Raw genomic sequence first — 22615 nt, 5'->3', positions numbered from 1 at the left:
AAAAAAAAAGCAATGGCCTATACAGCCATTGCCCTTCCAGGATAATTCTGGGCCCTCTACTTCTTCGCCAGCTCATCCACCAGCTGTACATACGCATCGCGGGCTTCTTCCTGGCTCTTGCCTTTCTGCTCTTTCCAGGCATCCCATTTGGCAATGTTCTTAAAATCGAAGCCACCAGGGCGGTCTGTGTTCACGTCTCCTTCTGTGGCCTGCTTAAAAAGGCCGTACAGCTGCAGCAGCACCGTGTTGCTGGGGCGCTCGGCCAATGTCTTCGACCTTTCTACTGCCTGTTCAAATTCTGTTTGTGTTGCCATTCTGGTTTGGGGTTTAGGTATGGGGTATGATGTCAATTTACGAAAAATCACGCTGCATGCATCCTATTTATTCCAGTTTTGTTTCCTGCGGTTTTTTGCTGAATTTGCTGTGTGGCTACCGCAAAGGACTGTGGCCCGAAGCCAATCTCATACTTATCTAAACCTATGAAGCTTTTTAAACCGCAAACGGCAGCCTCTGCCACACTACTCAGCGCATGCCTTGCCTTCGCGTCGGGCTGCTCACCAAGCAACACTCCCGCCACCGCCACGGTCGCCCTGCCCCAGCAAAGTGCTGCGGTGCTTGCCATCGGGCAGGAACTGCAGCCTCCTGTGGCCAAAAAGGTGCCGAAGCAACTAACCACGCACGGCGACACGCGCACCGACAACTATTACTGGATGAACCAGCGCGAAGACCCCGAGGTGATCGCCTACCTCAACGCCGAGAACGACTACACCAAGCAGGTGCTGGCCCATACCGAGGAGCTTCAGGAGAAACTCTACAAGGAGATTGTGGGCCGCATCAAGCAGAAAGACGAGTCGGTGCCCTTTAAGGACGATGGCTACTGGTATTATACCCGCTACGAGGAAGGCAAGGAGTATCCCATTTATGCCCGGAAGAAAGGCTCGCTGGAGGCGCCCCAGGAGGTGATGGTGAACGCCAACGAGCGTGCCCAGGGCCAGAGCTACTACGCCGCCGCCAGTATGGATGTGAGCCCGAGCAACCAGCTGCTGGCCTTCGGCGAGGACACCGTGAGCCGCCGCAAGTATACCATCCGTTTCAAAGACCTGAAAACCGGCAAGCTGCTGCCCGACGCCATACCCAACACCACCGGCACCGCCGTATGGGGCAACGACAACAAAACCGTGTTCTATACCATGAAGGACCCGGCGCTCCGCTCCTTCAAAATCTTCAAGCACACGCTGGGCATGCCCACCGCTCAGGATCAGGAGGTATACCACGAAACCGACGAGACGTTCGGCACCTTCGTCTTCAAAACAAAGTCCGATAAGTACATCATCATCGGGAGCGGCAGCACGCTCTCTAATGAGTACCGCTACCTGGATGCCGACAAGCCCAATGGGGAGTTTAAGATGATACAGCCGCGCGAGCGTGGCCTGGAGTATAGCGTGGACCACTTCGGCGACAAGTTTTACATCGTGACCAACAAGGACGGCGCCACCAACTTTAAGCTGATGCAGACCCCGGTGAGCAAGCCCGGCAAGGCCAATTGGAAGGAGGTTATCCCGCACCGCGAGGACGTGCTGCTGGAGGGCATCGAGATTTTCAGGGACTACCTGGCCCTGCAGGAGCGCAAAAACGGGCTTCCGCAGATCCGCGTGCGCAAATGGGCCGACCCGAAAACGGATTATTATGTTGATTTCGGCGAGGAGGCCTATACCGCCTACATCGGCACCAACCCCGACTTCGACAGCAAGACGCTGCGCTACGAGTACAGCTCTCTGACCACGCCCAACTCCACGTATGATTTCAACATGCAGACGAAGGAGCGGGAACTGCTGAAGCGCCAGGAAGTGGTGGGTGATTTTAACCCGGAGAACTATGAGGCGAAGCGCATTTACGCCACCGCCGAAGACGGGACCAAAATCCCTGTGTCTTTGGTATATAAAAAGGGGATACAGCTAAACGGCAACAACCCGACCCTGCTCTACGCCTATGGCTCATACGGCTACAGCACGAACCCGAGCTTCAGTTCGGTGCGCCTCAGCCTGCTGGACCGCGGTTTTGTGTTTGCCATCGCGCACATTCGCGGAGGCCAGGAGATGGGCCGCCAATGGTATGAGAACGGCAAGATGCTGAAGAAGAAAAACACCTTTACCGACTTTACCGACGCCGCCCAGTTCCTGATTGACCAGCACTACACCAACCCCGACAAGCTGTTTGCCCAGGGCGGCAGCGCCGGGGGCCTGCTAATGGGCGCTGTGGTGAACATGCACCCGGAGCTGTTTAAAGGTGTGCTGGCTGCCGTCCCTTTTGTGGACGTGGTGACCACGATGCTGGACACCAGTATTCCGCTGACCACCGGGGAGTTTGACGAGTGGGGCAACCCCGCCGAGAAGCAGTACTACGACTACATGCTGTCTTACTCGCCTTACGACAATGTGGAAGCCAAAGCCTACCCTAACATGCTCGTCACCACGGGCCTCCACGACTCGCAGGTGCAGTACTGGGAACCGGCCAAATGGGTAGCCAAGCTCCGCGACATGAAAACGGACAACCACACCCTGCTGCTGCACACCAACATGGTGGCCGGCCACGGCGGTGCCTCCGGCCGCTTCGAGCGCTACAAGGAAACAGCGCTGCAGTATGCTTTCCTACTGAATTTGCTGGAACAGAACCAGTAAGTCTGGTTGCTGATTGTTTATGTAGGGACGCAATTGTAGGGACGCAAAATTTTGCGTCTCTACATAAACAACCATCGGCTACCCCACCCGCAGCACGATCTTGCCAAACTGCTTGCTGGCTTCCATATAGCGCATGGCCTGCTCCGCCTCTTCCAGCGGGAACACCACATCCACAACCGGCTTGATCTCCTTCTCCCGCACCAGTTTCATCATACCCGCGAAATCCTGGGCGGTGCCCATTGTGCTTCCAAAAATGGCCAGCTGCTTCCAGAAAATCTCGGCCGGGTTTATCTTCCCGATCATGCCAGTGGTGCCGCCATACATGGCGATGCGCCCGCCGGGCTTGGCCAGCTTTACAAGTTGCACAAATCCTTCGCCTCCAGCCCCGTCAATCGCCACATCAAATCCGCCGACCTGGGCTTTCAGTTGTTTCCCCCAGTCTTCTAGCTTGTAGTTTATACCTCCGGCTGCACCCAGCGCTTTTGCCTTTTCTATTTTCTCCTCGTCCCCGGACGTAACCCATACCTCAGCGCCTGCGGCTATGGCAAACTGCATGGCAAAAAGCGCCACCCCCCCACCGGCTCCCGTTACCAGCGCTTTCTCACCGGGCTGCAGCCCGCACTTGCTGAACACCGATCGGTAAGCCGTCAGGCCCGCCAGAGGCAAGGCAGCGGCCTCCTCAAAGCTCATGTGCGGTGGCTTGTGGTGGAGGTTTTCGGCAGGCACCTGCACGAACTCGGCAAAAGCACCGGCCTGCGGCATACCCAGAATCTTGTAGTCAGCGGAGTGTGCCCGTGGGTTGTCGCCCCAGTTCGAGCCGGGGTCCACGAGCACCTCCTGCCCTACCCATTTCGGGTCTGCGCCAGCACCTACCTCTGTTACCACACCCGCGCAGTCAGAGCCCAGGATGGCAGGATAGTCTTTCAGGAAATACTTGCCGTGCTGAATCCAGACATCGCGGCGGTTGAGGGCGGCGGCCTTTACCTGCACGATGGCCTGGCCGGGCCCTGCTGTTGGTCTGTCGGTGTCGATGAGGGTGAAGGGCGCGTCGATCGCCTCTAAGTATACTGCTTTCATGTTTTCGCTTTACGGATATGATGACCTCACACAAAAATAGAAGAATTAGCCAGAGTACATAAAATACGCTCCGCATTGACAGTTTTCTTTTTGCGGAGTACCTTGCCCTTCCACCAGCACCTATACCTATGCGCGCAGAGTATTCTATCCGAACCGCCAGTTTAGCAGACGTCCCGTTGATTGAGGCACTTGCCGCAGCCACCTGGGAGCCAACCTACGGCAGCATCCTGTGCAAAGAGCAGATTCACTATATGTTTGGCGTGATTTACTCGGGAGAGGCGCTGGAGCGGCAAATGCAGGAGGGCCAGACATTCCTGCTTTTTCTTGAAGCGGAGGTGCCCGTTGGCTTTGCAGCCTATTCCGGCAAAGATGCGGCAGAAGGGGTATATAAACTCAATAAAATATACCTGCTGCCCGAGGCACAGGGCAAAGGCTATGGCAAAGCGTTTCTGGCGGCAGTAGAAGATGAGGTGAGCGCCCTTGGTGCCCGCTTCCTCGATCTGAACGTGAACCGCCACAACAAGGCCAGGGAGTTTTACGGCCGCTGCGGCTACCAGGTGCACCTGCAGGAAGACATCCCCATCGGCCCTTACTGGATGAATGACTTTGTGATGCGCAAGGAGCTTTGAAGTTTCAGTCGAAAAAAAAGAAGGGGGCAGCCACAATGGCTGCCCCCTTCCGGCTAACTGATTTTTGTATTTGGTTTAATGGTGTGCGATCGGGTCGGCTTTGCCATCCGGGTCGTTGGTCACATAGCCATCTGTTACAATGTTACCCAGCAACAGCAGGCCAGCCACGTGCGGCGAAGCCATGGAAGTTCCGCTGATGGTATTGTACGCTCCGCCCTTCCAGGTAGACTTGATATTCACGCCAGGTGCGCAGTAGTCAATCGGCGGATTGCCGTAGTTGGAGAAGTACGCATACTTATCGCCGTTGTCCATCGCAGACACGGTGTATACGTTCGCGTGGTTTACACGCGCAGGCGAAGAATTATTCGCGTCCGCGCTTTCGTTTCCGGCGGCCAGGGCAAACTTGATTCCCTTGCTGGCAGCTGCCACAATCGCGTCGTCCAATGCCTGCGAAACAGGTCCGCCCAGGCTCATGTTGGCCACATCACCGGCCTTTCCGTTTGCGGCCACATAGTCCACGCCGGCAATTACACCGGAATAGGCCCCGCTACCGCGCGAGTCAAGCACTTTTACGGCTACCACGGTGGCATCGTAGGCTACGCCTATCACGCCTGTGCTGTTGTTTTTGGCGGCGATGGTACCCGCCACGTGAGAACCGTGCCCGTTGCCGTCGTCCGCTGAGCTGGCATCTCTGCCCGAAGTGAACATGGTCACGCTGCGGCTCACGTCAACGTTCAGGTCTGGGTGGTCCAGGTCGATGCCCGTGTCGATCACCCAAGCTGTTTTGCCCGCGCCGCTGGCATAGCCCACGCGGCTAATGCCATAAGGCACTTCCTGGCCCGCTGTTCCGGTTCCGCCTGAACCCGGCTTGGCCAATATCACCATACGGTCTGGCTCAATGTAGGACACGCGCATATCCTTGCGCAGCTGGGCTGCTTCCGTGGCAGACATTTTCACTGTCATACCGGTCACTGTCTGCCCGTAGGCATGCTCAATCTTGTACGCCTTGATACCGTTCTCTGTCAGGATGTTATCGCCCATCTTACGAACGGCTTCCACACGCTGCGCATACGTAACGCTGGCGTCTGTACGGAGATTACCGTCTTGTTTAAATACAACTATATACTGTCCACTGATGATTGCGCCGTTCTGGCTGTCGGCCTGTGTGATGGCTGCGGGCTCCATCGCATCTTTGGTTTCCTGATCGCAGGCAGAGAAGGTGCAGGCTGCTGTGGCTACTGCCGCACCGAACACGAGAGAGCGCAGTACGCCTCTGAAATGTACACTGTTTTTCATACTTGTATTAGGGGTTAGAAAAGTGAATAAAAATGTGAACTTGTAATGACGTTGACCCTAAAGTATCCACTTCCATTTAGATATCCAACATATGGTGCCACATTTTATTTCTGTTTTTTTTCCAGAACCTGAATGTGCGAAGTTTCTCCCCCTCCATTCCATGCGCTTCCCGCACCCGGGTCCGCACCAGTTGCCACTGCCCGATACAACGCTGCAGGCACCCTGCCAAACGCCCCGGCAGCGATACAATCCGATATGCAGGTGGCAACCTAACTGGCAATTTTCCTGGCCGTCGGCCATTGAACCTAATATTAGAATAATCAAATTTCATATATCCTATATGGTATTGAAATCCGGCAACATGGTGTTATTTCAGATTTTAGTATATTTATGGATTCAGCAAAACAGTTTATAGATGATAAAAAAACAATTTCTTGCTGTAGGGTTGCGCACGGTGCTGGTGGCGGCTTGCCTTGCCACGGCGGCATCCTGTAACCCGACCGCTTCCGACAACGGCACAGACGCAACTGAAAACGTGGCAGACGAGGACGAGCGCAAACTGCGCCCGCTCACCTCCGAGAACGCCGTTGAGGTGCTGCGCGCCTACGGGCAAAAGCACCCCGACAGCCTGGTCACCATCATGACCCGGCACGGCACCATCAAGCTGCGGCTATACCACGACACGCCGCTGCACCGCGCCAATTTTATACGCCTCACTAAGGCTGGCTTTTACAATGAAGGGGAGTTTTACCGTGTCGTGAAGGACTTTGCCGTGCAGGGCGGCGATTCGGATGAACGGAAGATGCGGCAGGGGTCGTACAAGATTCCGCAGGAGTTTAACCCGGGGCATATCCACAAGCGCGGGGCATTGGCCATGGCCCGGTACGGCGATGAGCGCAACCCCGAGAAAGAGTCTTCGTCGCATAACTTTTACATCGTCACCGGGAAGCCCGTGGGATTGGATGAGCTGCGGGCGTATGAGGCGCAGCACAACATGCAGTATACACCGGAGCAGATCCAGACGTACCTGGCCGTTGGCGGTGCGCCCGGCCTCGACACAGAGTATACCGTTTTTGGAGAGTTGGTAGAGGGGATGGACGTGGTAGCGCAGATTGAGCAGGAACCGGTGGATGGCACCAACTGGCCCAGGCGCGTGGTGCCGCACGTGGTAAAGGTGGTGAAGGAATAGCCCGCTGCTGATTTTGTGCCCACAAACAGGTCACAAAGATTCTAGCCATCAGGTTTATATAAGGGGGATTTGGTCGGTCTTTTATTTAAAGCCGTCGAGCATGTATACTACCTATACATAGAAAGGGGCCGCAGAATCGTCTGCGGCCCCTTTCTATGTATAGGTGACATGTATAACCAAGGTCCGGTTTACCAGATTTTGATGCGCTTGTCGTCGCCTTTCACCATCGGGTCATTCTGCTCACAGCCGAAAGCCTCGTAGAACTGCGGCATGTTAGACACCGGTCCGTTGGTACGGAAGCGGCCTGGCGAGTGCGGGTCTGTCATAATCTGCTGGTTCTGCGCCTCATCGCGCATGTTCACGCGCCAGATCTGGGCCCAGGCCAGGAAGAACCGCTGTTCGGGGGTAAGCCCGTTAATCTTGCCGGGGTTCTTCTTCTCCAACGCTTTCTGCAGGGCGGTATAGGCGATATTGAGTCCCCCGATGTCGGCGATGTTCTCGCCCAGCGTCAGTTTTCCGTTTACGTGCAGGTTATCCAGCACGGTGTACTGGTCATACTGGTTGGCCACCGCATCGGCGCGGGCGTTAAACTGCTCCAAGTCTGAGGCCGACCACCAGTCTTTCAGGTTGCCCTCGTAGTCGTACTTCGCGCCCTGGTCGTCGAAACCATGCGTCAGCTCGTGCCCAATCACGGCTCCCATACCGCCGTAGTTCACCGCGTCATCCGCTTCCGGGTCGAAGAACGGAGGCTGCATGATGCCCGCCGGAAACACGATCTCATTCATGCTTGGGTTGTAGTAGGCGTTTACCGTAGGCGTAGACATGAACCACTCGGTGCGGTCTACGGGCTTGCCAATCTTGCCGATGTTGTCGCGGAAGGCGAACTGGCTGGCGCGCATCACGTTGGTGAAATACGAGTCGCGGCTAATCTCCAGGCCCTGGTAGTCTTTCCACTTGTCCGGGTATCCGATCTTCACGGCGAAGGCACTCAGCTTCTGCAGGGCCTGGGCTTTCGTCTCCTCACTCATCCAGTCGAGGTCGCGCACGTGCTCCCGGAAAGCCTCCTGCAGGTTGTTCACCATGTCCAGGGCTTTCTGCTTTGCTTCCGGCGAGAAGGTCTTCTCTACATACAGCTGTCCCAGGGCCTCACCCAGGGCACTGTCTGTGGCGCGCAGGGCACGCTTCCAGCGCGGCTGTATCTCTTTCGCGCCGCTCAGGGCCTTTCCGTAGAAGTTGAAGTTCTCCTGCACGAAATCGTCGCTCAGGTAGGGTGCTGCCGTGCGGGCCAGGTGCCACTGCGTGTATGTTTTCCAGTCCTGGAGCGGGATGCTCTTGAACATGCCGTCGAGCTCTTTGAAAAAGGCTGGCTGCCCCACGATCACCTCTTTGGCCGCCTGCGCGCCCATACCTGTCAGGAGCTGGCTTACTTTCAGATTGGGGTTTTGCTTGGCAAACTCCTGCAGCGTCATCTTGTTGTAGTTGGCGTAGGGGTCGCGCAGGTCTACGCGGGCCTTGGAGGCCTGGGCCAACCTGGTTTCGATGCGCATCACCGTCTCCGCTTTCTTCTGTGCCACAGTCACATCATCGCCCAGCAGCTGAAACATGTTCTGGAGGTGGGTTGCGTAGGCGGTGCGGATGGTCTTGGAGCGTTCGTCGTCCTTTAGGTAATAGTCGCGGTCGGGCAGGCTCAGGCCGCCCTGGCCCGCCTGCAGCGCATACTGCGTGCTCACCTTGTCGTCCTGGCCCACATACAGGCTGAAAAAGCCGCTGATGCCTTTGGTTTTCGCATCGGCTACCACCTTTATGAGGTCATCCGTCGATTTCACGGCGGCTATTCTGTCCAGTTCAGGCTTTATCGGCGCGATACCGGCCTTGTTGGCCGCCACGGAGTCCATTCCCATGGCATAGAAGTCACCGATGAGTTGTGCCGGGGCTCCTCTAGGGGCAGTGGTGTTGGAGGCGGCCTCCAGCAGGAGTTCCCGCAGCACCGCGTTGTTCCGCTCTGCCAACTCGTTGAAAGACCCCCAACGGCTCTCGGAGGCCGGAATGGGGTTGTTCTTTACCCAGCCGCCGTTTGCGTACTGGTAAAAGTCTGCGCAGGGATCCGCGGTGGTATCCATGTTCGCCAGTTCCAGGCCCCGGCCTATTTCCATTTCCACGGTTTCTCCAGCCACGCTTTCCGTGGTGGCCGAGGAGGTGCATCCCCCTGAAAGCAAGCCGGCAACAAGTGCCGGGAAAGAGAGTAGGTATGTTTTATTCATATGTCTGTTGGTTTTTGCTGAGCTCAAGGTAGTATATTTCTGACAGGATTTAAAGAGGAATACTGCATCCATGCCCCAGGGTTACGCCAATAGCAGCCACGTGAGCATCCCATTCCATACCCCCGGTAGCTATCCTGTCGGCGAAGGCCCAGAAAAAGCGTAAGCAGCCAGCTATACCCGCAGCAGCCACTTGTATATCCGAACCAACCTCCCCTGCGGCACACCCAGCCGGTATAAACCGTAGATCAGGAAGTAACCCGCCTGCAGCCGGTATACCCCTAGCTCCCTATATTTTCGGGCAGAGGTAACCACCTGCTGGGGCAGCACCACAAAAGGGGCCTTTTCCTGGAGCCGCCCAATCACTTCCTGGTCTTCCAACAGCAGCAGCCGCTCGTTAAACCCTCCTATTGCCCAGAACACGTCGCGACGCACAAACAGGCTCTGGTCGCCGAACCGGATGGCGTTAAGATCGAAGCGGGTGAACCAGGCATTCAGGCGCAGGAACCAGTGCTGGTCATCGAAGTGGAGGCGGTAGCAGCCACTGCCCACCCCTTGTGCAATGGCCTGCTTTAGCTGCGCCTCCAAGCCGTGGGGCGGAAACGTGTCGGCGTGCAGAAAATAGAGCACCTCCCCTGTGCTGGCGGCTGCCCCCTCGTTCATCTGGGGCCCGCGGCCCTTGCGTTTGCAGTGGAGCACGCATGCGCCCTGCGCCTCGGCTATATGCCGGGTGGCGTCGGTGCTTCCGCCATCGGCCACGATGATCTCCGTGCCCGCGCTGACATGCTGACGGAGAAAACCCAGCAGCTGCCCGATAACAGCTTCCTCGTTGTAAGTGGGTATGATGATGCTCAGCTTCACGCTCTGGGGTTAGGTATGGCGAGCGCCTGCGTGAATTTCGCTTTCAAAAGACGAATATCAAACAGACGCTACCTATAAAGATAATAAACAATGCAAGATGGCTAAGCATACGTCCATAATCTAAAAAAGCCTATATTTAGGAAGCATAATTTATACCCCTTGGCCAACTTCTCTTTTCTTTCTGATGCTGGATGGCGACTCCCACCCTTTTGCATCCGCTACAGCGCAGGTCTCGGCTCGCTGGAGCTGGCAGAGCTAACGCACGTGCAGGCGCTCCTGATGGTGCTGCTGGTTTTCATGCTCATGCAACTGATCCAGTATGGCGTAAAGCTCCTGCGCTTTCGCCCTTATATAAAAATGCTGCAGCGGCAGCAACCTGCGTATTATGCCGCGCTGCCGCCTCACCTGCGGCGCAGGTTTGAGCGGCGCGTGGCTGATTTCGTGCTCCGGAAAACGTTTATCTCGCGGGGTCGGCATTTCAAAGTAACGTTAGCCATGGAGGTAAGCATCGCCGCCGCCGCTGTGCAGCTGACGTTCGGGCTGGCACCGGTTTTTTTGTCGCATTTCAGCAAGATCCTGGTATACCCCGACCGCTATTACTCTACCATCTCCAAACGCTACCACTGCGGCGAGGTGAACATGCGGGGCTACATTGTGCTGTCGTGGAAGGATTTTGAGTCAGGCTACCGCAACGGCACGGACGGCTTCAACCTCGGGCTCCACGAGATGGCCCACGCGCTTCACTTCGAGAACATCATCCAAAACAATGAATACGGCTTTCTGGACAGCGCGCACCTGCAGCAATGGAACGAGCTGGCGGCACACGAGATGCAGTTGCGCCAGCAAAAGCCGGAAGGCTTCCTGCGTCTGCAGGCCTGCCACGACGAGCACGAGTTTTTCGCCGTCAGCACGGAGTCTTTTTTTGAGCGCCCACACCACTTCAGCCAGCACCACCCGGACCTGTATCAGGCATTGGCCACCTTGCTGCAGCAGGACCCGGCGCGGCAGGTGTATCAGGTGTGAAAATGGTTGGCTATGTATAAATGGAGTTGAGCAAAAAAACTCCGGCTGAAAACAACCGGAGCTTTCTGTATTTTTATACCTGCTCAAAAGGAATACTTATAGTTTACCCTGTGCTCAAAATCTAAAAAATCATGCCGGGCAGGCAGATGACGGGAAAGCCGGAAGCCGATTCCTGTCCGTGCGGCAGGAGAAGGCTTGAACAAACACCCACAGCGCTGTGCTCAAGATTTTGTATAGGTATGGCTCCCCCATTCGCATTTTCGGGATTGGGATTGCCCATTGCGCTAAACTATTTTCATCAAAATACGCTTTAGCTATACATATACCGTAAAAACCGATATGAGCAAAAGTTTTGATACCCCTGACAAAGTAATCTATGTATGCACTGGCAGCAAGTGCAAAAAGAAAGGCGGCAAAGACCTCGCGAAGCTTTTCAGGGGTATGATTAAAGAGATGGGGCTGAAAAAAGAAGTGGAAATCGTGAAAACAGAGTGCACCGACCGCTGCGACTTTGCACCGGTGGTGTGCATGCAACCCAACAACGCCTGGTACGCGCAGACCACGGAGCACATGACCAGGGAAGCCTTCCAGAAGAATATCCTTGATACTGGGAACAGCCCCGGATAAACACAAAAACGCCTTTGGTTTTACCCAAAGGCGTTTTGCCTCTTGCCTATACTATCCTTTTACTAAGCTTCGTAAGTGTTTTCGTAGGTAATCTTCGGTACGCGTTTGTCAATCTCATAATGGCCGGTGCCATCCTCGCCTATCACCTCAAACAGCTCCAGCGCGCGGCGGGCCACATACTCTTCCTCTATCTGCTCTTTCAGGAACCACTGCAGGAACGAGAAAGTCACGTAGTCTTTTTCCTTCTGGCATTTGTCGGCCATACGGTTAAACGACTGGGTGACGGCAATTTCCTGCTGCAGGGCTAATTCAAATATACTTTTAAACGAATCATACTCTACCTGTATGTTTGCGATATTGGGGGAAACCGCGCGGCCGCCCATGTCTGACACATACTTAAAGAGCCGCAACATGTGCTCCCGCTCCTCGTCCGACTGCTTTTTAAAGTACCCCGCGCTAAAGTCAAAGCCGTTGCGGTCGCACCAGCTTGACATGGCCAGATACATTGCCGACGCCTCCGCCTCCATCTTTATCTGCTCGTTCAACACCCGCTCTATCTCCTCGGTGAGGGATGTTCTCAATCTCAGTAAATCCTTCATAAGGTTGTTCTACTTGTTATCAGTTAACGCACACTAAACAGCGCGAATCTTTATTTCTACCTTAATTTACGAGTTTATACCATAACATGTATAGGCCAGTCCGAAATATGGAAACAGTCTAAATTAAAAAGGCACAGCGGTATGGCTGTGCCTGTAAAAAAGCAGAAAATCGGGATATCAAAGGAAAATCAGGCGAAAGTGGCGCTGAGGCACTCGTGCAGCACGCTGTTGAGCGACATGCAAAACTTCGCCCCGGCCAACAGTTCTCTAAAAGCATACAACTCAGGCAGCGTGAGCACATAGCAGCGCTCGCACCCGCACACCGCAATCAGCTCCACATCGGCGCGGGAGGTGCTCAGGGCCATCTCCTCGAGGTCTACTTGGTCTACTGCCCGCTTCAGGCGCAGGAAGGCGTCTACGCGCAGCACGGTCAGTTGTCCGGCAAAGTCTATCAATACACGGTTGCGTCTGTCGCACTGGTACACGGCTCCGGCATCGGACACAAAAATCTCGGCTAAGGTAGTGGCTGTTGTCATCTTCTCTCCTAACTTCGCTGTAGCAGCGGTGGTTATATATACAAAGCTAACCCCTATTTAGAACGAGTCCAAATAAAAACAACAAGATTTTCAAAATAAAACTGCCGACATATGGAGAAGCAACCGATTGATAAAGTAGTGCTTGCCGAAAAATTCGATCAGATACACGACCATTGGAACCCGCGCGTTGCCGGGGAGCTGAATGGCCAGCAGGTAAAACTGGCAAAGTTTAGGGGCCCTTTTGAGTGGCACCACCACGAGCACGAAGATGAGTTTTTTATGGTGATAAAGGGGAAGTTTGAGATGCACCTCCGCGACAAAGTAGTGACGCTGCAGCCGGGCGAGTTTCTGATCGTGCCGCGCGGCGTGGAGCACCGCCCGGTGGCCAACGAGGAAGCCGAAGTGCTGATGTTTGAGCCCGCCTCTACCGTAAACACCGGCAACCTGCAGAACAGTGAACGCACCCGCACCACACTGGAACGGCTATAGGTATGTATAAATTAGGCTTTTGAAAGAGAATTTATACATGTCCTAACCTCAGCTTACCCTCTCCCGGAGCCCGCGTAATCACGGTTTTCAGGTGCAGGCGCACCAGGTCGCCCATGTTGCGGCAGGCCATAAACTCCTCGGAGCGATGGTGTGCGGCAAGCTCAAGCCGAAGCTCCTCGATTTTCTCGGGCGTGGATACCGTGTCCTGCCGCATGCAGTCCACCAGATCTTTCAGGCGGTAGCGGGCCGCGCGCAGGCGGCGGAACATGAGGGTGCGCTCCTCGTTCTGGTACTGCTTGATGGTTTCGGGCTTTAGCAGCTGCTGCACCAGCTCCACCATCTGGTTGTTTTCCTTGAAAAACTGCGGCAGATACATCCGCTTCCGGCCTTCATACGACTGCTGGTCGAAGTCGATGGGGCGCACGCGGTACTGCTCGTCCTCAAAATCGGGGGTAACGTCGATCACATAGTTATAGGAGCGCATATCGCCGAGCAGGCGCATAAAGCAGCGCTCGTTAAACTTCACAAACTCCTTCGCGATCCGCACTTTGTTGGAGCTGGGCCGCTCCAGGTACTCTTTGATGAACACGTCGCCGGGTATGCCGGCAATATGCTCCTCTATCAGCGTGTCGCCGTCCACGAGGTAATTGATGCGGCTCGGCGAGAGGATGTGCTCCAGCTCCAGGCCATACACCCTGGATGCGTCTGCCCGCTTCACATAGAAATAATCGTAGTTATCGTTTAGCTCATTCACCACCTGTATCCGGAAGGGGCTGGAGTTGCCAAAAGTGCAGTAGTCGATCCGCGACACGAACACATGCTCCATCACCGACATGTCGCCGTCTGTTTTGAGGAGCGCGTAGATCTGGGCCAGCCCCGTCTTAAGTTCCTCCTGCGCATGCTGGTCGTAAATCACGGATTCCCACAGCGTGTCTTTGCCCTTTTTGTCGAAGTAGGGATAGGCGTCGGAGTAATGCAGCAGGTCCTCATACCGCAGGGCCAGCTTCGTTTCGCGGTCGTAGTGGTGCAGGTACTTCCGCAAACGCCCCGAGATGGTATAAAAAAGCTTCTTTTTAGAGATATACACCTTTTGGGAATTACGAATTACGAGTTAATAATTACGAATTAGAAATGTAGTGCTTCGCCAAATTAAAAATTAGAAATTAAGAATTAGAAATAAGGCACAATAGCCGTTTCTATACATATAAAACTAAACGCTAATTCTGATAATTAAATTGGTCGAGTGGTAGTGTGATGGAAGTATACAGTTTCCCCACTTCTATACATATACACTCAATCTCTAATTTTTAATTCATAATTCATAATTTAAAAAGGCTAGGTTTCGAGCAGGTTGTTGAGGTTGAGGACCTGCAACACCTCTGTTTTGTAGAAGCGTCCGATCGGGATTTCGGCCTGGCCGATGTCTACAGCGCTGGCCGAGAAGGCCTGGATCTTGTCGAGGGCCACGATGTAGGAACGGTGAATGCGCAGGAACTTGCCCGCCGGGAGCTTTTCTTCCAGGAAACTGATTTTCTGGTATGAGATAATCTCCTTTGTCTCCGTCTTTACCCGGATATAGTCTTTCAGGCTCTCGATGTAAAGAATATCAGCCAGCAGCACCTTCACCATTTTCTTATCAGATTTCAGGTAGATGAAGGCCTCTTTGTAGTCTGGGCTCGCCTTGGAGACAGGTTGGGCGGCTTGTGGCGTAGCCGACGAGGCCACGGGGGCCGGTTGCTCAGGTGCCGCCACTTTCGAAACCGCTTTCAGGAAACGCTCGAAGGCAATGGGCTTGAGCAGGTAATCCACCACGTTCAGCTCAAAGCCCTCCACCGCATAATCGCGGTAAGCGGTGGTAAAAATCACCTTGGGCGGGTGCGCCAACGACTTCAGGAAGTCGATGCCCGTGAGCCTGGGCATCTGGATATCCAGGAACATGACGTCTATCTGCTCGCTTTGCAGGCAGTTATACGCCTCCACCGCATTGTGGCAGCGGCATACCAGTTCCAGATTGTCCAGGCGCGCGATGAAAGTCTCCAGCACATCCAGCGCCAGCGGCTCATCATCCACGATCATACAGCGTAATTTCATCTTTTGCTATGTTAGGTGTTCGTCTCCGGCCAGTAGATACCGGCAGTGCTATATGTGTGTCTTACGTACCGATGACTTCAGTAGCGTTTAGGGGGTATAAACATATCTTTGATCCTTCCCAAGAGCCAGCGCAGCAATAAGAAACCTGAACCGTATTCCTGTGGCAGGTTTCTGCCGAAAGTCGAAAGTTCAAAATTGCCGAAAGTCTAACGTCTAACGTCCAGTATCTAACGTCTCCATCAGAACCAAATCTCCAGCTTCGCGGCGTAGCTATCGGGTTCGTCTTCTATTTCCAGTTCGTAGCGGTCTTCGTAGAGCAGCTCGAGGCGGCGCTGCAGGTTTTTGAGGCCGATGCCGGATGCCATGTCGCGGGGACTTTTGCTGGCGCGGCTGCCGCACTTGCAGTTTTCCACCAACAGGGTAAGTTTCTCATCGGTCACTTTCACGTCAATGCGCACCCAGGCATTCTCTGTCTCGGTGCTCACGCCGTGCTTAAACGCGTTCTCCACAAAGGGCAGCAGCATCATCGGGGCGATCTGCTTGCCCGCCATACCCCCGCTCTCCGTGAAACGTACATCCACGCGGTCGCCGTAGCGCATGCGCTCCAGGGCAATGTAGTTCTGGATATAAGCCAGCTCTTTTTCGAGCGGCACCATGGTGGCGTTGGCATCATAAAGCATATAATCCATCAGGCTCGAGAGCTTGAGAACCACCTCGGGCGCATTATCCGATTTTTTGAGCGTGAGGGAGTACAGGCTGTTGAGCGTGTTGAAAAGGAAGTGCGGGTGGATCTGTGCTTTCAGCACTTTCAGTTCTGCCTCCAGCTTGTCCTGGGTCAGGTTGCGGGCGGCCTGCTGGTGGCTATACCAGTTCTTGAGCAGGGCAATCACCGCCGTAATGGCCACCACATAGCTAATGTTAACAATATTTCTGGTGAAGCGGTAGAAGGTCAGGTTGTCATCGGTACAGGTGCTGGGGCAGAAGAACGGGTGAATCAAAAAGGGCACCAGCACGAACTGCATCAGCGCCCCGATGGCCCCCATGAGCAGGAGCAGGTACACGAAAAACTCGAGATAGCGCTTTTCCAGCAGGTAGCGCGGCATCAGGTAGTACATGTTAAAGTATACCAGCGCCATTTTAAACGGCAGTTCCACCAGCTCCACTATAAACGCGATGTAGTAGTCGTCGATGTAGCTGCCATATAGCAAGCCAAAAAAAGTGACATACACCGTCCAGAAGAGCAGGTGCAATAGCAACCGGTTCTGGGTAACGTTCCGCACCTCGGGCAGGCCCCAGGCGCTATCGGGCGCAAAGGTCTCTGCCTGATTCAACTTAACTTCCATATTACAAAGCTATGCTTTCTTGGGCAAGCCTCCTCGGGGCCCGGCCAACTTTTAGACGGGGCGCAACACGCCTGCCCCGAGCGGTAAATTATACCTGCCTAACAGCGATGGCTGAAAAATGATTTAACGGAAAGCAACTTGAGATGGAGAGCTTTGGGTAAGGCAGCTCATTGCGTATGCTCTGCACCATTTGGTACGCTAAGGATATGTTTACTACTGTATGCCTGTGGACATTTATTGAACTAAAACTTCGTTTTTGTAGTAAATCTACTGTACATTCACAGTAAATATGTTGCCATGTACCCAAAGAAAGAAAATACCCCGTCTAGCCCCAAAGCCTTTGATCCAAAGGAAAGTATCAAGCGAGCCAGCAGCAGTAAGGCAAAAAGCCCCAGTTGGAGTATTGCCCTTACCGGAGGTAAGTATGTTTGGGCTACAAAGATGGATCGAGTGACTATTATCAGAAAAGGACTGCCTTATGAATCTATTGAAGTCATAAGCAGAAGGACAAATTTACCTGTAAAACAAGTCCTGCATTTATTGGGAGTGCCCCAAACTACATACAATAAGAAAAAGAGAGACAACGATTTACTCAGCGGCAGGGACAGTGAAGTAGTATTGGTGCTTACAGAGTTGCTGGATTTTGGCCTGGAAGTTTTCAATGATGAAAAGGAAAAATTTCAACGATGGCTAAAGAAGCCAAATATTTCGCTGGGGGGCGCTACGCCAGAAAGTCTGTTCGATTCGTTGACCGGAATTCAGGAGGTCAGAAACAGTCTGAACAGACTTGAATATGGAAATATGGCGTAATGAGGGTATACCGGATTGAGAGAGAAAAACACCTTGCCACGACTTTAAAAGGAATTGGAGCAGCATTAACGGAGGGATATCGCTGGAATAGTCTCAACACCTATTTAGTTTATACCTCAGAATCCAGAGCACTGGCAACTTTAGAGGTGTCTGTTCATTTAGACCTCAGCGAAGATTTACCCACCGATCGATATTATGTTGAAATAGACATCCCGGATGAAGTTCAGACCTTAGAACTAAGAACCAAAGACTTACCAGAAAACTGGGATGCAAAGCCGCCATCTCTTGAAACACAATATATAGGGGATGACTTTGTAACCAGCAGCAGCGCGGCTGTCCTGAAGGTGCCTAGCAGTATTGTCCCTGCTGAATTCAACTACTTAATCAATCCGCATCATCCTGATGCAAGTAAAATTTCCGTGATCTCAAAAGCACGATTAACGTTCGATAATAGATTAAGCATGACCAGGAAAAAATAACCCTGGTGGCTGGAAGACAAATGCTAAATATTTAGGTATAAAATAGCCGCAGGCTTTCGATTACAGAAGGCCTTGCCTCCATGGCAAATACCTTATACCTCAAAGCATGTATAACTAATTTAAAGGAGGCGTTTTTTAAATTGAAGTGCTGGAAGAAGCTTGATGCGAGGCTGGTCTCAAAACTTCTTCCAGTCTGATGCTGATGCGCTCATGAAACAAATATAAAACGCGCCTCAACACACCAGCATACCCTCACACTGCCTCCTCATCCTGAAAAATTTCCTCGATCGGCAGTTCAAACAAGCGTGAAATCTTGAACGCGAGAGGCAAACTGGGGTCAAATTTGCCTTTCTCGATTGCGTTTACCGTTTGCCGCGACACAGCCAACGCCTCGGAGAGCTGTGCCTGCGTTAAATCCCGTTCGGCCCGGAGTACCTTTAGTCGATTCTTCATTTGTACCGGATTTGTCCCATGATGATGCCACCCAGGTAGGTAAGACTGATTAAGATCACAAGTACAGAGATTTCGGCATCACCGGATATCACATTGGTGGTGTCGAGCAGCGAGTAACTGAGCCCGCCCACAATGCCAACCCCCAGTGCAATTCCCATGGCCTCCAACTGTATCTTCTGCTGTAGTTCGTCGAGCCCTTTCATGTGCCTGATGTTGGCCAGAATCATCCCGATGCCAAGCCCGGCGTTGAGCAGGATGGCCAGAACCGTGAGCATTACATTTTCTGACCAGATAAATTTAGGCCCAAAGGCCGCCAGCGCCATAGAGCCCGTCCAGGCGACCGTCCAGATGGCCAGCCGCGTTGTGTTTTTCCTGCCAGACACAGCCCATTCTTCGTTTCGATTTTTCATAAGTAAAACAGATTTGATTAAATGTAAAGTTTTATTTACACAAAGATATACAAATAATACTTAATGTCAAGTATATTTTACAAAAAGACATCAAAACTTCACTTGTAAGAAAATTAATTTGTCGCTATACCATATATAGGCACATCATGACAGGTAAAACACCAAGGTATCGTACTGGTCTGATTGCCTTCGTGTCGGCTATTACACTATGCAACTCAACTCACGACTTATTTTGCTATCGAGTTTTACCCCTCCTCTGGCCCCAATTTCACCGCCTAAAAACTAAACGGCACAGCGTATGAGGCTATACCGGAGGTATGGGTTGCTTTATGTTGCATCACATCCAGCATGGTATGAGCTTTTTTTAGGGTATAAGCTATCTGACTCTAAATAGAAGTTAGAAACAGCCGTCTTCGTTAACCCTATCTGATTACTGTATGCTCTCCATACCCTGCTTATATTGGGATTGTCTAAGATAAACTATTGACGCACAGCTCACTTCCTGGTTTATTTTGACTACTTTAGGATAGAGACCTTCCGTGTTTGCTGCAGCACGCGGTTTGCAAACCGTAAAAACCTCAGAATGATTGAAGAACTGCCACTGTATATCTCCCTGCTATTTTTACTGACGGTGGTTGTGACGCTTATCTGGATTTCTTATGCCTCCGGATCGCGCGTGTTCCTGCTTTTGGTTATAGCGTGGACGGGGCTGCAGGCTACGCTGGGAATTGCCGGTGTATACCAGGACGTGGAGGCAATGCCTCCGAAAATCATGCTTTTTGGGGTGCTCCCTACCCTCCTGGCCATGCTCATCACGTTTCTTAGTCCAGGCTGCAGGGCATTCATCGGCGGCGTCAACCTGAAAACACTCACTTATTTCCACTCGATCCGGATACCGGTAGAAATCGTGCTGGTGCTGCTTTTCCACCAGGGGGTGGTCTCTGTTTACATGACTTTTGAGGGCACCAACTTCGACATCTTCTCGGGCCTCACAGCCGCATTGGTCGCTTATATTGCTTTTAAGCCCCATCATACCAATACAAAGCTTTTCTTCTGGTGGAATGTTATCTGTTTGCTGTTGCTGCTCAACGTTGTCGTTACGGCGATCTTTGCTATCCCATCCCCGTTTCAGGCACTGTCTCTGGAGCAGCCAAACGTGGCTGTGCTGTATTTCCCATACCACCTGCTGCCTACTGTGGTGGTGCCCCTTGTGCTGTTTGCCCATCTGGTCGCGCTATACCGTTTAGCAAAAGAGCCACACTAAAAAGCGGGTATAGGCAAGCTCCTCAAAATAAACTGCATACACCGCTTCTTCCAGCAGCGCTGTGCGACAACAACGAAGCCTGTGTTGGTCGCCATCCTGCGTTAGCCCAGCTTTGAGAGCAGCTTATGCATGTTCACCTAAATAGGCAGTAGCCCTAGCCATCATACTGTTATCCCTTCCTCACCAGCGTGTTTTATATGCTGTGCCCGAAAAAGCATAGCCCCATCAGATTCGTCGATGAATCTTGCCAGTACGATTGCGTTCGTACAAACAATTCCTGCCTACGGCTATTCCTATGGGACGCTAGTATAAAAGCCAAAACTTTCTCCTTAAAACCCCATAAACTTACAATACATAAAGCACTTGCAAGTGACCCTTGAAAATTAATCTTGAACCCTAACCCCAACAAACCATGAAAAAATTATTCAGTGTTTTCCTGCTAGCGGCTGCGCTGCTGATAGGAATAGCCCCCGTAGCAAACGCCCAAACCAGAGGCAGTCTCACCGCAGACGAGGCCAATGCCCTGCTGCATCATACCCTTGGCGCCTGGCAAATTGATGCCCTTACCTGGCAGCCGTGGCAGCATAAATTCGCCTCAGTGAAAGGCAAGGCCAGTTTCAGCAGGGTTGACGAAGGCGGTGTACGCGAACAGTTGTCGGTACGGCAGCCCGACGGATCTGTGGAGAAGATGGAAGGAATTCTGCGCTATTCCGCGCAAAACAAGCGCTTCGAGTATATGCAGCTCGACAGGAAAGGAAACACAACCCAAATCCTGTTCGGTCACTGGAACCCCAATTTCAGCATGATCCTGTTTGAGCCGGCAAGGGGCAGAAAACAGGCAGCCAGACAGGTGCTTTGGCAGTATTTCTTCTTCGACGATGGCTCGTTTAAAAAAGTGATCCGAACACCAGACGGAAACGGCAACCACATCATCGCCGCTGAGTTTCATTGCCAGCAACCCAAAGTGGCTGATGTGAAGCGGTAGCGTATTCACCTATCACCAACTGCCAAATACTTCTCTTCAGGAGACAGACCTGAAGAGAAGCTATATTCCAATGCTTCTCGCCCAGCTATGAAAGCGTAAGCACACACGGCATAATCCAAATTTACTTTCTAGATCATACCTATATATTCTGAAGTATATAGGTTATATTCGTTGAAGAGTTTCATTTGGCCACTCAATTTGGGTGGCTAAACGGAACATACTTTGTTTAGTGGTAGGCTATGATGCATTAAAACATAAAATGGAAAGTGACAAATATGCTTTTGTAGGATTAAAATACGGGATGTTGATTTTCGGCTTGCTCTTTATAACTATGCCGACTCTAAATTTAATAGATCCTGAACTCGCTACGTTCAATGGGGAGAATAAGCGGATGGGCAATTTCACCTTTTTGCTCTTCATCTTGCTTGGAAAGATTGGGGTTCTTGTATTTCTGTTTTTTCTGTCAAAGTTTTTAATCGTAGAACACATAACCATTCGCAAGACATTAGGACAATGGAAAACAATAAGGAGTTGTCACCAGAAGAACGTGAAGCACTACGCAGCGCATTAAAAGCCCGATTTGAGAAAAACATGAACCGCCATCAAGGTATCGAATGGACTAAAGTACAGGCAAAGCTGGAAGCTACTACTGAAAAACTGTGGTCGCTTAATGAAATGGAAAGGACTGGCGGCGAACCAGATGTTGTAGGTCACGATAAAAAAACGGGCGAGTACATTTTTTATGATTGTTCAGCGGAAAGTCCCAAAGGCCGCAGAAGTGTCTGTTACGACCGCGAAGGGCAGGAATCAAGAAAAGAGCATAAACCAGCCAATAACGCGGTTGATATGGCTGCTGCCATGGGCATTGAACTTTTAGCCGAAGAAGAATATCGCGAGTTGCAGAAACTTGGAAAGTTCGATACGAAAACATCCAGCTGGATAAATACACCTGCTGAGATCAGAAACCTCGGCGGAGCTCTCTTTGCTGATTTCCGTTACGGCAATGTCTTCGTGTATCACAACAGTGCACCCTCATACTATGCTGCCAGGGCGTTCCGTGGATCGCTCAGGGTATAACTATTGCTCAGACAGCTAAGCTTGAATTTGAAAACGGATTATCTTGCCGAACGAGTTAGTTGGGTGGTATAACGAATACAAACCTAAGTCCAGCTGCCAACAGCGACTTTGCGTGGGGCGGTGCGAAGTGTTTCATCGGACAATTTTCGGTATAACTAAAGTGCGGCTCTCTGATAGAATTTTCGGGCTAACCATGATCGAACGGATTTTGCGTACCGGGGTATTTTTATACAGAACTTATTACATTCAGCCATACCCCAAACCTAGTCCCCTCTCCAATTGCTGCCCAATCAACTTTACCAACAGCTTACTTTATTCTAGCTGGTTTGCAAGAAAAGCTTGGGTATGCCGCAGCGTTCAGTAGTACCATTATCGAATGATTCTTACGCATGCTTTGTTTTAGGGGCATGGCAAGTTTACATTATCCATCGCTTATACAAG

General features: G+C 52.3%; 23 protein-coding genes. 11 read left to right on the top strand and 12 right to left on the bottom strand.

Annotation, left to right across the window (positions count from 1 at the left end; translation table 11 throughout):
* Positions 1 to 56 precede the first annotated feature (56 nt).
* The gene (locus MKJ04_RS20485; protein ID WP_241643738.1) at positions 57 to 314 is read right to left on the bottom strand and encodes an acyl-CoA-binding protein; all 258 of its coding nucleotides are present in this window, start codon (positions 312 to 314) and stop codon (positions 57 to 59) included.
* 165 nt (positions 315 to 479) lie between these two features.
* On the opposite strand from MKJ04_RS20485, the gene MKJ04_RS20480 reads away from it, so the two are divergent.
* Entirely contained in the window at positions 480 to 2678 is a 2199-nt protein-coding gene (locus MKJ04_RS20480; protein ID WP_241643736.1) for a S9 family peptidase, read from the top strand.
* A gap of 78 nt (positions 2679 to 2756) precedes the next feature.
* Here MKJ04_RS20480 and MKJ04_RS20475 read toward each other — a convergent pair whose 3' ends face one another.
* Positions 2757 to 3755 carry a zinc-binding dehydrogenase gene (locus MKJ04_RS20475; RefSeq protein WP_241643735.1) on the bottom strand — a complete coding sequence of 333 codons (999 nt, stop codon included), beginning with the start codon at positions 3753 to 3755 and terminating at the stop codon, positions 2757 to 2759.
* A gap of 128 nt (positions 3756 to 3883) precedes the next feature.
* On the opposite strand from MKJ04_RS20475, the gene MKJ04_RS20470 reads away from it, so the two are divergent.
* The gene (locus MKJ04_RS20470) at positions 3884 to 4384 is read left to right on the top strand and encodes a GNAT family N-acetyltransferase (RefSeq protein ID WP_241643733.1); all 501 of its coding nucleotides are present in this window, start codon (positions 3884 to 3886) and stop codon (positions 4382 to 4384) included.
* Between the two features lie 75 nt (positions 4385 to 4459).
* On the opposite strand, the gene MKJ04_RS20465 is transcribed toward MKJ04_RS20470, so the two are convergent.
* Positions 4460 to 5680, bottom strand: a complete 1221-nt coding sequence (locus MKJ04_RS20465) for a S8 family peptidase (RefSeq protein ID WP_241643731.1) — start codon at positions 5678 to 5680, stop codon at positions 4460 to 4462.
* A 415-nt stretch (positions 5681 to 6095) separates the two neighbouring features.
* Here MKJ04_RS20465 and MKJ04_RS20460 point away from each other — a divergent pair, with 415 nt between their 5' ends.
* The gene (locus MKJ04_RS20460; protein WP_241643729.1) at positions 6096 to 6869 is read left to right on the top strand and encodes a peptidylprolyl isomerase; all 774 of its coding nucleotides are present in this window, start codon (positions 6096 to 6098) and stop codon (positions 6867 to 6869) included.
* Positions 6870 to 7057: 188 nt separating this feature from the next.
* Here the strand turns inward: MKJ04_RS20460 and MKJ04_RS20455 are convergent, their stop codons facing one another.
* Positions 7058 to 9130: a M13 family metallopeptidase gene (locus MKJ04_RS20455; protein WP_241643727.1), complete on the bottom strand. Its 2073-nt coding sequence runs from the start codon at positions 9128 to 9130 to the stop codon at positions 7058 to 7060.
* 171 nt (positions 9131 to 9301) lie between these two features.
* Entirely contained in the window at positions 9302 to 9988 is a 687-nt protein-coding gene (locus MKJ04_RS20450; protein WP_241643725.1) for a TIGR04283 family arsenosugar biosynthesis glycosyltransferase, read from the bottom strand.
* A 159-nt stretch (positions 9989 to 10147) separates the two neighbouring features.
* Here MKJ04_RS20450 and MKJ04_RS20445 point away from each other — a divergent pair, with 159 nt between their 5' ends.
* Positions 10148 to 11011, top strand: a complete 864-nt coding sequence (locus MKJ04_RS20445) for a zinc-dependent peptidase (RefSeq protein WP_241643723.1) — start codon at positions 10148 to 10150, stop codon at positions 11009 to 11011.
* A 339-nt stretch (positions 11012 to 11350) separates the two neighbouring features.
* Entirely contained in the window at positions 11351 to 11638 is a 288-nt protein-coding gene (locus MKJ04_RS20440; protein ID WP_241643721.1) for a (2Fe-2S) ferredoxin domain-containing protein, read from the top strand.
* A gap of 62 nt (positions 11639 to 11700) precedes the next feature.
* On the opposite strand, the gene MKJ04_RS20435 is transcribed toward MKJ04_RS20440, so the two are convergent.
* On the bottom strand, positions 11701 to 12237 hold the full coding sequence (locus MKJ04_RS20435; protein WP_241643719.1) for a ferritin: 537 nt from the start codon (positions 12235 to 12237) through the stop codon (positions 11701 to 11703).
* Between the two features lie 188 nt (positions 12238 to 12425).
* The gene (locus MKJ04_RS20430; RefSeq protein ID WP_241643717.1) at positions 12426 to 12773 is read right to left on the bottom strand and encodes a hypothetical protein; all 348 of its coding nucleotides are present in this window, start codon (positions 12771 to 12773) and stop codon (positions 12426 to 12428) included.
* 111 nt (positions 12774 to 12884) lie between these two features.
* Here MKJ04_RS20430 and MKJ04_RS20425 point away from each other — a divergent pair, with 111 nt between their 5' ends.
* Positions 12885 to 13262, top strand: coding sequence for a cupin domain-containing protein (locus MKJ04_RS20425; RefSeq protein ID WP_241643715.1), 378 nt, complete (start codon positions 12885 to 12887; stop codon positions 13260 to 13262).
* A 31-nt stretch (positions 13263 to 13293) separates the two neighbouring features.
* Here MKJ04_RS20425 and MKJ04_RS20420 read toward each other — a convergent pair whose 3' ends face one another.
* The 3 genes from MKJ04_RS20420 to MKJ04_RS20410 form a co-directional block, all read right to left on the bottom strand.
* On the bottom strand, positions 13294 to 14349 hold the full coding sequence (locus MKJ04_RS20420) for a hypothetical protein (protein ID WP_241643713.1): 1056 nt from the start codon (positions 14347 to 14349) through the stop codon (positions 13294 to 13296).
* Between the two features lie 248 nt (positions 14350 to 14597).
* Positions 14598 to 15353: a LytR/AlgR family response regulator transcription factor gene (locus tag MKJ04_RS20415; protein WP_241643711.1), complete on the bottom strand. Its 756-nt coding sequence runs from the start codon at positions 15351 to 15353 to the stop codon at positions 14598 to 14600.
* A 239-nt stretch (positions 15354 to 15592) separates the two neighbouring features.
* Positions 15593 to 16696, bottom strand: a complete 1104-nt coding sequence (locus tag MKJ04_RS20410) for a sensor histidine kinase (protein ID WP_241643709.1) — start codon at positions 16694 to 16696, stop codon at positions 15593 to 15595.
* A gap of 297 nt (positions 16697 to 16993) precedes the next feature.
* On the opposite strand from MKJ04_RS20410, the gene MKJ04_RS20405 reads away from it, so the two are divergent.
* A complete protein-coding gene (locus MKJ04_RS20405; RefSeq protein ID WP_241643707.1) occupies positions 16994 to 17506 on the top strand; it encodes an antitoxin Xre/MbcA/ParS toxin-binding domain-containing protein in 513 nt (170 codons plus the stop codon).
* Entirely contained in the window at positions 17506 to 17985 is a 480-nt protein-coding gene (locus MKJ04_RS20400; RefSeq protein WP_241643705.1) for an RES family NAD+ phosphorylase, read from the top strand. The genes MKJ04_RS20405 and MKJ04_RS20400 overlap by 1 nt, the downstream gene beginning before the upstream one ends.
* A 252-nt stretch (positions 17986 to 18237) precedes the next feature.
* Here the strand turns inward: MKJ04_RS20400 and MKJ04_RS20395 are convergent, their stop codons facing one another.
* A complete protein-coding gene (locus tag MKJ04_RS20395; protein WP_241643703.1) occupies positions 18238 to 18438 on the bottom strand; it encodes a helix-turn-helix transcriptional regulator in 201 nt (66 codons plus the stop codon).
* The gene (locus tag MKJ04_RS20390; protein ID WP_241643701.1) at positions 18435 to 18848 is read right to left on the bottom strand and encodes a hypothetical protein; all 414 of its coding nucleotides are present in this window, start codon (positions 18846 to 18848) and stop codon (positions 18435 to 18437) included. Before MKJ04_RS20390 ends, MKJ04_RS20395 begins: the two co-directional genes overlap by 4 nt.
* 583 nt (positions 18849 to 19431) lie before the next feature.
* Between MKJ04_RS20390 and MKJ04_RS20385 the strand changes: the two genes are divergently transcribed.
* The 3 genes from MKJ04_RS20385 (at position 19432) to MKJ04_RS20375 (ending at position 22174) form a co-directional block, all read left to right on the top strand.
* Positions 19432 to 20112, top strand: coding sequence for a hypothetical protein (locus MKJ04_RS20385; protein WP_241643699.1), 681 nt, complete (start codon positions 19432 to 19434; stop codon positions 20110 to 20112).
* Between the two features lie 412 nt (positions 20113 to 20524).
* The gene (locus MKJ04_RS20380) at positions 20525 to 21097 is read left to right on the top strand and encodes a hypothetical protein (protein WP_241643697.1); all 573 of its coding nucleotides are present in this window, start codon (positions 20525 to 20527) and stop codon (positions 21095 to 21097) included.
* Between the two features lie 513 nt (positions 21098 to 21610).
* Positions 21611 to 22174 carry a DUF4256 domain-containing protein gene (locus MKJ04_RS20375; protein ID WP_241643695.1) on the top strand — a complete coding sequence of 188 codons (564 nt, stop codon included), beginning with the start codon at positions 21611 to 21613 and terminating at the stop codon, positions 22172 to 22174.
* The last annotated feature ends 441 nt before the right edge of the window (positions 22175 to 22615 follow it).

The sequence above is a fragment of the Pontibacter sp. E15-1 genome, from assembly GCF_022601975.1.
Classification (GTDB): Bacteria; Bacteroidota; Bacteroidia; order Cytophagales; family Hymenobacteraceae; genus Pontibacter.
This window is presented reverse-complemented; position numbering and strand designations above follow the sequence as displayed.

Coding starts and splice junctions, on each gene's coding strand:
- MKJ04_RS20465 (WP_241643731.1), bottom strand. CDS start 5,680: ATGAAAAACAGTGTACATTTCAGAGGCGTACTGCGCTCTCTCGTGTTC.
- MKJ04_RS20385 (WP_241643699.1), top strand. CDS start 19,432: ATGATTGAAGAACTGCCACTGTATATCTCCCTGCTATTTTTACTGACG.
- MKJ04_RS20435 (WP_241643719.1), bottom strand. CDS start 12,237: ATGAAGGATTTACTGAGATTGAGAACATCCCTCACCGAGGAGATAGAG.
- MKJ04_RS20400 (WP_241643705.1), top strand. CDS start 17,506: ATGAGGGTATACCGGATTGAGAGAGAAAAACACCTTGCCACGACTTTA.
- MKJ04_RS20405 (WP_241643707.1), top strand. CDS start 16,994: ATGTACCCAAAGAAAGAAAATACCCCGTCTAGCCCCAAAGCCTTTGAT.
- MKJ04_RS20375 (WP_241643695.1), top strand. CDS start 21,611: ATGGAAAACAATAAGGAGTTGTCACCAGAAGAACGTGAAGCACTACGC.
- MKJ04_RS20380 (WP_241643697.1), top strand. CDS start 20,525: ATGAAAAAATTATTCAGTGTTTTCCTGCTAGCGGCTGCGCTGCTGATA.
- MKJ04_RS20460 (WP_241643729.1), top strand. CDS start 6,096: ATGATAAAAAAACAATTTCTTGCTGTAGGGTTGCGCACGGTGCTGGTG.
- MKJ04_RS20425 (WP_241643715.1), top strand. CDS start 12,885: ATGGAGAAGCAACCGATTGATAAAGTAGTGCTTGCCGAAAAATTCGAT.
- MKJ04_RS20395 (WP_241643703.1), bottom strand. CDS start 18,438: ATGAAGAATCGACTAAAGGTACTCCGGGCCGAACGGGATTTAACGCAG.
- MKJ04_RS20470 (WP_241643733.1), top strand. CDS start 3,884: ATGCGCGCAGAGTATTCTATCCGAACCGCCAGTTTAGCAGACGTCCCG.
- MKJ04_RS20440 (WP_241643721.1), top strand. CDS start 11,351: ATGAGCAAAAGTTTTGATACCCCTGACAAAGTAATCTATGTATGCACT.
- MKJ04_RS20415 (WP_241643711.1), bottom strand. CDS start 15,353: ATGAAATTACGCTGTATGATCGTGGATGATGAGCCGCTGGCGCTGGAT.
- MKJ04_RS20480 (WP_241643736.1), top strand. CDS start 480: ATGAAGCTTTTTAAACCGCAAACGGCAGCCTCTGCCACACTACTCAGC.
- MKJ04_RS20475 (WP_241643735.1), bottom strand. CDS start 3,755: ATGAAAGCAGTATACTTAGAGGCGATCGACGCGCCCTTCACCCTCATC.
- MKJ04_RS20410 (WP_241643709.1), bottom strand. CDS start 16,696: ATGGAAGTTAAGTTGAATCAGGCAGAGACCTTTGCGCCCGATAGCGCC.
- MKJ04_RS20430 (WP_241643717.1), bottom strand. CDS start 12,773: ATGACAACAGCCACTACCTTAGCCGAGATTTTTGTGTCCGATGCCGGA.
- MKJ04_RS20455 (WP_241643727.1), bottom strand. CDS start 9,130: ATGAATAAAACATACCTACTCTCTTTCCCGGCACTTGTTGCCGGCTTG.
- MKJ04_RS20390 (WP_241643701.1), bottom strand. CDS start 18,848: ATGAAAAATCGAAACGAAGAATGGGCTGTGTCTGGCAGGAAAAACACA.
- MKJ04_RS20485 (WP_241643738.1), bottom strand. CDS start 314: ATGGCAACACAAACAGAATTTGAACAGGCAGTAGAAAGGTCGAAGACA.